Source organism: Microbacterium sp. K41, assembly GCF_004794395.1.
Lineage (GTDB): Bacteria > Actinomycetota > Actinomycetes > Actinomycetales > Microbacteriaceae > Microbacterium > Microbacterium sufflavum.
The window spans coordinates 1-6211 of record NZ_SSDO01000138.1 but is presented as its reverse complement, the minus strand read 5'-3'; the positions used below and the strand labels follow the sequence as shown (position 1 = coordinate 6211).

Below are 6211 nucleotides of genomic sequence, written 5' to 3'. Positions count from 1 at the left end.
GTGGGCGACGCCCTCGCCGCGCGCGGGGTGGCCTGAGCCTCACCCGATCGCGAGCGCTGGCACCGGTTCGGCCGCCCTGGCGAGGCGCAGCGCGGTCATCAGCAGGGCCACGGCCACGATCGCGGTCGTGACGGACGTGCCCACGACCAGCAGCAGCACCACGCCGCCGAGCCCGAGCAGCCCGGCCGAGACCAGCCGCCCGGACGATCGGGTGCCCGTCGGTGCCGGCTGTCGTTCGAAGCGGTCGACGGCGACGGCCACCCCGGCGGTCAGGGCCAGCGCCGACAGCAGCCACAGCGGGCGTGTCAGCCACCACTCCGGGCCGTCGAGCGCCGGGAGAGCGGCACCGGTGCCGAGGGCGACGACCGCGGTCACGCCGGCCATCGCCAGCAGCACGGGCATGTGCCACAGGTAGATCGTCATCGTGCGGCGGGTGACGAATCGCGTGAACGCCGCCGCCGCGACGGTGCTGCTCGCCCGGGCGATCCGCTCGCGGTGCAGGGACAGTTAGGCCCGTGTGGACGACGCCGACCAGCAGGAGCGCGGCGGTGGGCGGGTTGATGTTGGCGATGAGGTCGGGGGAGTACACGCCGGCGACGAAGAGCACGGTGAGGAGCACTCCGGCGCCCGCGGTGACGGCGACACGGGTGCGGCGGGCGAGGGCGTCGATGCGCCCGTCGGCGAGGAAGAATCCGAGCTGCTGCAGCGTGAGCCAGACGAAGGCGAGGTTGAGGAACCCCAGTCCTGCCACGCCGGTCACGCCGCGTAGCGCATCCACCGTGACCGAGGCGGCTGCGAGCGCGCCGATCGTGCGCAGCGGAGCACGCTCGTGGAGGGCCGCCAGGGCGGGCAGCAGCAGCTGGCACAGCAGGAAGACCCCGAGGAACCACAGGGGCTGCCCGTAGCGGAAGCCCGCGACCGCGATCAGCTCGGCCGGGACGCCGAGGAGCGTCAGGACGGCCAGTGCGACGCCGACCGCGGCGACCGTGATGACTGCGGGACGCAGCAGCCGGTGTACCCGTGCGGTCAGGAAGTCGAGGGTGCTCGCGCCCCTCGCCCGCAGCCGACGGGAGGCGAGCAGCCCGGAGAACCCTCCGATCACGAAGAACAGCGGCATGACCTGCAGCACCCAGCTGAGCGGTGCGATCCATCCCGTGCCGTCGCTCGCGTTCTCGAACACCGGGGCGCCGTCGGCCACCGTGACGCCCACCATGATGGCGTGCAGCACCACCACGCCGAGCACGCAGAGCGCCCGGATGAAGTCGATGCCGGTGTCGCGTCGCGCAGACGGCGCGGGCGGGGGAGCGGCGGCGGGCAGCGCCTGGACGATGGCCATGAGTCCTCCTCGGAACGGTGTCCTCGGAGGTTAGGGACGGGGTGTCCGCGGCGGCATCACCCTGCGGTGTCGATCAGACCCCTACCGTGGGGGGAGTCAGGACGAGGGCTCGACCAGCCCGGTGTCGTAAGCGAGGATCACCGCATGAACCCGGTCGCGCAGGCCGAGCTTGGACAGCACCTTGCCCACGTGCGTCTTCACGGTCTGCTCCGCGATGAAGAGGTCCGTGGCGATCTCGGAGTTCGACCGGCCGCGACCGATCAGCACCAGCACCTCGCGCTCGCGATCGGTCAGCTCCGCCAGCACGGTCGCGGAGCGGGGGGCCCGCGGGCGTCGTCCGGCGAACTGCTCGATCATGCGGCGGGTGACGCTCGGAGCCAGCAGGGCGTCGCCGCCCGCGACCACCCGCACCGCGTGCACGAGCTCCTCGGGCAGGGCGTCCTTGAGCAGGAAGCCGCTCGCGCCCGCCTCCAGCGCGTCGTAGACGTAGTCGTCGATGTCGAACGTCGTGAGCATCAGGATGCGCGGCACGTGAGCGGCGGGATACGACGTGCCGAGGATGCGGCGCGTGGCCTCGATGCCGTCGAGCTCCGGCATCCGCACGTCCATCAGGATCACGTCCGGATCGAGCCGGGCGGACAGCGCCACGGCCTCGGCGCCGTTCGCGGCCTGTCCGGCCACGCGGATCCCGTCGTGGGCGTCGAGAAGGGCGGCGAAACCCGCACGGACCATCGCCTGGTCGTCGGCGATGAGCACGCTGATCGTCACGGGGTCTCCTCGTCTGCTGCGGCCGGCGGGGCTGCCGTCATGCCGTGGTCGGCGGTGGTCGGGGTCGAGCCGTTGGCCAGGGGGAGGGTCGCCTCGACGCGCCACCCGCCGTCGTCCGTGGGGACGGCGGAGAGGCTACCGCCGAGGATCTCCGCGCGCTCGCGCATTCCCCGCAGCCCGTAGCCCCCGGGGTGGGCTTCCGGCGGTCGCGGCGGCGCGGCGTTCTGCACGACGAGCCGCAGCGCCGCCGAGTCCGCGTGCACGCGCACCGTGACACGGGCCCCCGGCGCGTGACGGACGGCGTTGCTCAGCGCCTCCTGCACGATGCGGAACGCGGCGATCTGCACGGTGGGCTCCGCGCCAGACGCGGCATCCGTGCCCTCCATCACGAGCCCCACCTCGACGCCGGCGCGGCGGATGCTGTCCACGAGCGCGGGGATGTCGTCGAGACCCTGCTGCGGGGCGAGCTCGGCGTGCTGGTCCTCCGTGCGCAGCACCCCCAGCATGCGTCGCATCTCGGTGAGCGAGGTGCGGGCGGTCGCGGCGATGTCCTCGAACTCGGCCGTCGCGGCGTCGTCGAGCCCGGGCAGCCGGTACCGCGCGGTCGACGCCTGCACCTGGATGACCGACATGCTGTGCGCCACCACGTCGTGCAGCTCGCGCGCGATCCGTGTGCGCTCCTCGACGAGGGCGCGGCGCGACTCCTCCAGCGCGCTGTGCTCCCGCTCGCGCGTGAGCTCCTGGGCCACGCGGACACGTCCGGCGACGAGCACGGCGATGAGGTACATGGCCGCGGCGAGCGACGACGTCACGATGAGGTCGGCGGTCGCACTCCCGGCGGACGCGCCGCTGGCGACCATGTCGGCACGCAGCAGCGGAGCGGTGAGCGACGTGAGGGCCCCGAGCACGAGGGCGACGGCTCCGAGGCGGGGGCCGTGCACGAAGGTCACGACCCCCACGAACAGGACGAAGGTGAGCAGTGCCGGCACCGACCAGGGCCACGGCGACTGGATGGCCTGCGCGGGGACCACGAGGAGCGGCAGGGTGAAGGTCGCGGCGGTGAACAGCGCGATGGCGGTGCGCGGTCGGGCGAGGGCGACGAGCGGCGCTCCGCACAGCGCCGCGCCGACGAGGAACGTCAGCGGCAGGGGGGTGCCGGAGAGCACGGTCTGCAGGGGCACGAGCAGCGCGTACAGCACGACGACCGCCGCATACAGCGCCGCGAGGGCGGTGGTGCGGCGGTTCATCCGCGGCGCGCGCGGGGGTCGGGCTCGGCGGCGTGCCATGACTCTCATCCTGCCAGGTGGGCCACGGGCGCACGGCGACGACGGGCGGCGGCGATCCGGTCGATCACGACACCGATCACCAGGGCCACGCCGATGCCGAGCAGAGCGCTGAGCAGGGGCTGGTCCTTGATCCATGCACCGGCGAGCAGCCCGATCGCGAGGCTGAAGACGCTCCAGCTCGCGCCCGCGATGAGGCTCAGGGGCAGGAACCGGCGCCAGGGGAAGCCCAGCGCACCCGCGGACATGTTCACCGCGACGCGACCGACGGGGATGTACCGCGCGCCGAGGATGAGCGTGGCGCTGCGTCGATCGAGCGCGCGCTGGGCGTATGCGAAGGCCGTGACCACCCTCGGCCGCCGCATCCAGGCGAATCGTGAGGTGCCCAGCCGGCGTCCGATCAGGAAGGCGAGGTTGTCGCCGATGGCGGCGCCGACCGCCGCGACGAGCCCCAGGAGAAGCAGGTTCCCGTCGCCGGTGGATGCGGCGACGGCGGCCGCGGCGACGAGCACGGTCTCGCTCGGCACGGGCGGGAAGAACCCGTCGATCACCGTGACGGCGAACAACACCAGGTACAGCCAGGGGGAGGCGATCGCCTGCATGATGAGCTCGTTGAGGATGTCCACTCCTGCACGGTAGGCGGGCGGTCGCGCAGCGGGCATCCCTCTGCGGTATTCCGGCTCTCACTCTCGGGAGGGATCTTGCCGGGCGGTGAGGCTCTCCGGGCGGCATATACTGGGAGGCTGGCCGATCGGCCGCTCACCCACCCCGAAGGAACGGACGTCCGCTGTGCTTGCCGTGCACGACCTCGAGATCCGCGTTGGCGCGCGCCTGCTGATGGAGAACGTGTCGTTCCGCGTGGGCGACGGAGACAAGATCGGACTGGTCGGGCGCAACGGCGCCGGCAAGACCACTCTCACCAAGGTGCTCGCGGGGGATGTGCTGCCCTCCGGAGGCTCGGTCACCCGATCGGGTGAGCTCGGCTATCTGCCGCAGGACCCGCGTTCCGGGAACCCCGAAGACCTCGCGCGCACGCGCATCCTCGACGCGCGCGGCCTCGGTCAGCTGAACCTCGGCATGACGGAGGCATCGCTCGCGATGGGCTCGGACGACCCGGCGGTCGCGGCGAAGGCCATGAAGCGCTATGCCACGCTCACGGAGCGGTTCGAGGCGCAGGGCGGGTACGCCGCGGAGGCGGAGGCCGCGTCCATCGCACACAACCTCTCGCTGCCTGACCGCATCCTCGACCAGCCGCTCTCGACGCTGTCGGGCGGTCAGCGTCGGCGCATCGAGCTGGCGCGCATCCTGTTCTCCGACGCCGACACGATGATCCTCGACGAGCCGACCAACCACCTCGACGCCGACAGCGTCGTGTGGCTTCGTGAGTTCCTGAAGAACTACAAGGGTGGCCTGATCGTGATCAGCCACGACGTCGAGCTCGTGGGGGAGACCGTGAACCGCGTGTTCTATCTCGACGCGAACCGCCAGGTCATCGACATCTACAACATGAACTGGAAGAACTACCTGCGCCAGCGCGCCGCCGACGAGGAGCGCCGGAAGAAGGAGCGCGCGAACGCGGAGAAGAAGGCGACGACGCTGCAGCAGCAGGCCGCGCGCTTCGGCGCCAAGGCGTCGAAGGCCGCGGCCGCGCACCAGATGATCGCGCGCGCCGAGAAGCTGCTCGCCGGACTCGACGAGGTGCGGCAGGAGGACCGGGTCGCGAAGCTGCGGTTCCCGAAGCCCGCCCCCTGCGGCAAGACCCCGCTCATGGCGTCCGGGCTGTCGAAGTCCTACGGCTCGCTGGAGATCTTCACCGATGTCGACCTCGCGATCGACCGCGGCTCGAAGGTGGTCGTCCTCGGACTCAACGGCGCAGGGAAGACGACGCTGCTGCGGATGCTCGCCGGGGTCGACCAGCCCGACACGGGCCAGCTCGAGCCGGGGCACGGCCTCAAGGTGGGCTACTACGCGCAGGAGCACGAGAACCTCGACGTCTCCCGCTCGGTGCTGGAGAACATGGTCTCCGCCGCTCCGCACATCACCGAGACGGAGGCGCGCAAGGTGCTCGGCTCGTTCCTGTTCACCGGCGACGACGTCCTGAAGCCCGCCGGGGTGCTTTCCGGTGGGGAGAAGACCCGCCTCTCGCTCGCCACGCTCGTGGTCTCGTCGGCCAACCTGCTGCTGCTCGACGAGCCGACCAACAACCTCGACCCGGCGTCGCGCGAGGAGATCCTCGGGGCGCTCGCGCACTACGAGGGCGCCGTGGTGCTCGTGTCGCACGACCCCGGAGCGGTGCAGTCGCTCAACCCGGAGCGGGTGCTCATCCTCCCGGACGGCGTCGAGGACATCTGGAACCAGGAGTACCAGGAGCTCATCGAGCTCGCCTGACCCGGCGCGGCCCGAGCGACGGCGGCGTGACATCATCGGGAGCTTGAGCACGCCCGCGCCGAACCATCCGTCCGACATGCGCGCATGGCTGCGGAGCCGGCCGGCGCTCACCGGTCGCGGGCGATCGGTCGACGTCGCCGCGCTCCCGGCGGAGCCCCTGCCGCTGTTCCTCTCGTGGATCCGGCTCGCTGCCGATCAGGGGGTGCCGGAGCCGCACGCCGCCACCCTGGCGACGGTCGATCGCGACGGCATGCCGGATGCGCGCACGCTCCTCCTCAAGGATGCGGACGCCCGCGGATGGGCGTTCGCGGGGCCTCGTTCGTCGGGCAAGGGCGTCCAGCTCGCCGTGCACGCCGTGGCGGCACTGAACTTCTGGTGGCAGCCGCTCGCCCGGGCGGTGCGGCTCCGCGGGCCGGTGCGGGAGGCGACGCCCGCG

The 6211-nt window shown here is 72.1% G+C and carries 7 protein-coding genes and 1 pseudogene; 3 read left to right on the top strand and 5 right to left on the bottom strand.

The features are described from left to right. Positions 1-39: 39 nt before the first annotated feature. Together DW309_RS19960 and DW309_RS19955 are read right to left on the bottom strand one after the other, a co-directional pair. Positions 40-423, bottom strand: a complete 384-nt coding sequence (locus DW309_RS19960) for a hypothetical protein (RefSeq protein WP_240753111.1) — start codon at positions 421-423, stop codon at positions 40-42. A gap of 160 nt (positions 424-583) precedes the next feature. Next, positions 584-1213: pseudogene (locus DW309_RS19955) on the bottom strand (acyltransferase family protein); the annotation flags it as partial. Between DW309_RS19955 and DW309_RS19950 the strand changes: the two are divergent. Beyond that, on the top strand, positions 1116-1370 hold the full coding sequence (locus DW309_RS19950) for a hypothetical protein (RefSeq protein ID WP_240753110.1): 255 nt from the start codon (positions 1116-1118) through the stop codon (positions 1368-1370). The pseudogene DW309_RS19955 and the gene DW309_RS19950 sit on opposite strands and share 98 nt — an antisense overlap. Before the next feature lie 62 nt (positions 1371-1432). Here the strand turns inward: DW309_RS19950 and DW309_RS03125 are convergent, their stop codons facing one another. The 3 genes from DW309_RS03125 to DW309_RS03115 are packed head-to-tail and all read right to left on the bottom strand — an operon-like array spanning position 1433 to position 4013. Next, the gene (locus tag DW309_RS03125; protein ID WP_136030177.1) at positions 1433-2104 is read right to left on the bottom strand and encodes a response regulator; all 672 of its coding nucleotides are present in this window, start codon (positions 2102-2104) and stop codon (positions 1433-1435) included. Then, positions 2101-3390 carry a sensor histidine kinase gene (locus DW309_RS03120; RefSeq protein ID WP_136044530.1) on the bottom strand — a complete coding sequence of 430 codons (1290 nt, stop codon included), beginning with the start codon at positions 3388-3390 and terminating at the stop codon, positions 2101-2103. The genes DW309_RS03125 and DW309_RS03120 overlap by 4 nt, the downstream gene beginning before the upstream one ends. Positions 3391-3395: 5 nt before the next feature. After that, positions 3396-4013 (bottom strand): DedA family protein, encoded by a 618-nt coding sequence (locus DW309_RS03115; RefSeq protein WP_136035205.1) that lies wholly within the window; start codon positions 4011-4013, stop codon positions 3396-3398. A 163-nt stretch (positions 4014-4176) separates the two neighbouring features. Between DW309_RS03115 and DW309_RS03110 the strand changes: the two genes are divergently transcribed. Next, positions 4177-5775 carry an ABC-F family ATP-binding cassette domain-containing protein gene (locus DW309_RS03110; protein WP_136030182.1) on the top strand — a complete coding sequence of 533 codons (1599 nt, stop codon included), beginning with the start codon at positions 4177-4179 and terminating at the stop codon, positions 5773-5775. Between the two features lie 43 nt (positions 5776-5818). After that, on the top strand, positions 5819-6211 hold a 393-nt coding region (locus DW309_RS03105), incomplete at its 3' end, for a pyridoxamine 5'-phosphate oxidase family protein (RefSeq protein ID WP_240753108.1).

Coding starts and splice junctions, on each gene's coding strand:
- DW309_RS19960 (WP_240753111.1), bottom strand. CDS start 423: ATGACGATCTACCTGTGGCACATGCCCGTGCTGCTGGCGATGGCCGGC.
- DW309_RS19950 (WP_240753110.1), top strand. CDS start 1,116: ATGACCTGCAGCACCCAGCTGAGCGGTGCGATCCATCCCGTGCCGTCG.
- DW309_RS03120 (WP_136044530.1), bottom strand. CDS start 3,390: ATGGCACGCCGCCGAGCCCGACCCCCGCGCGCGCCGCGGATGAACCGC.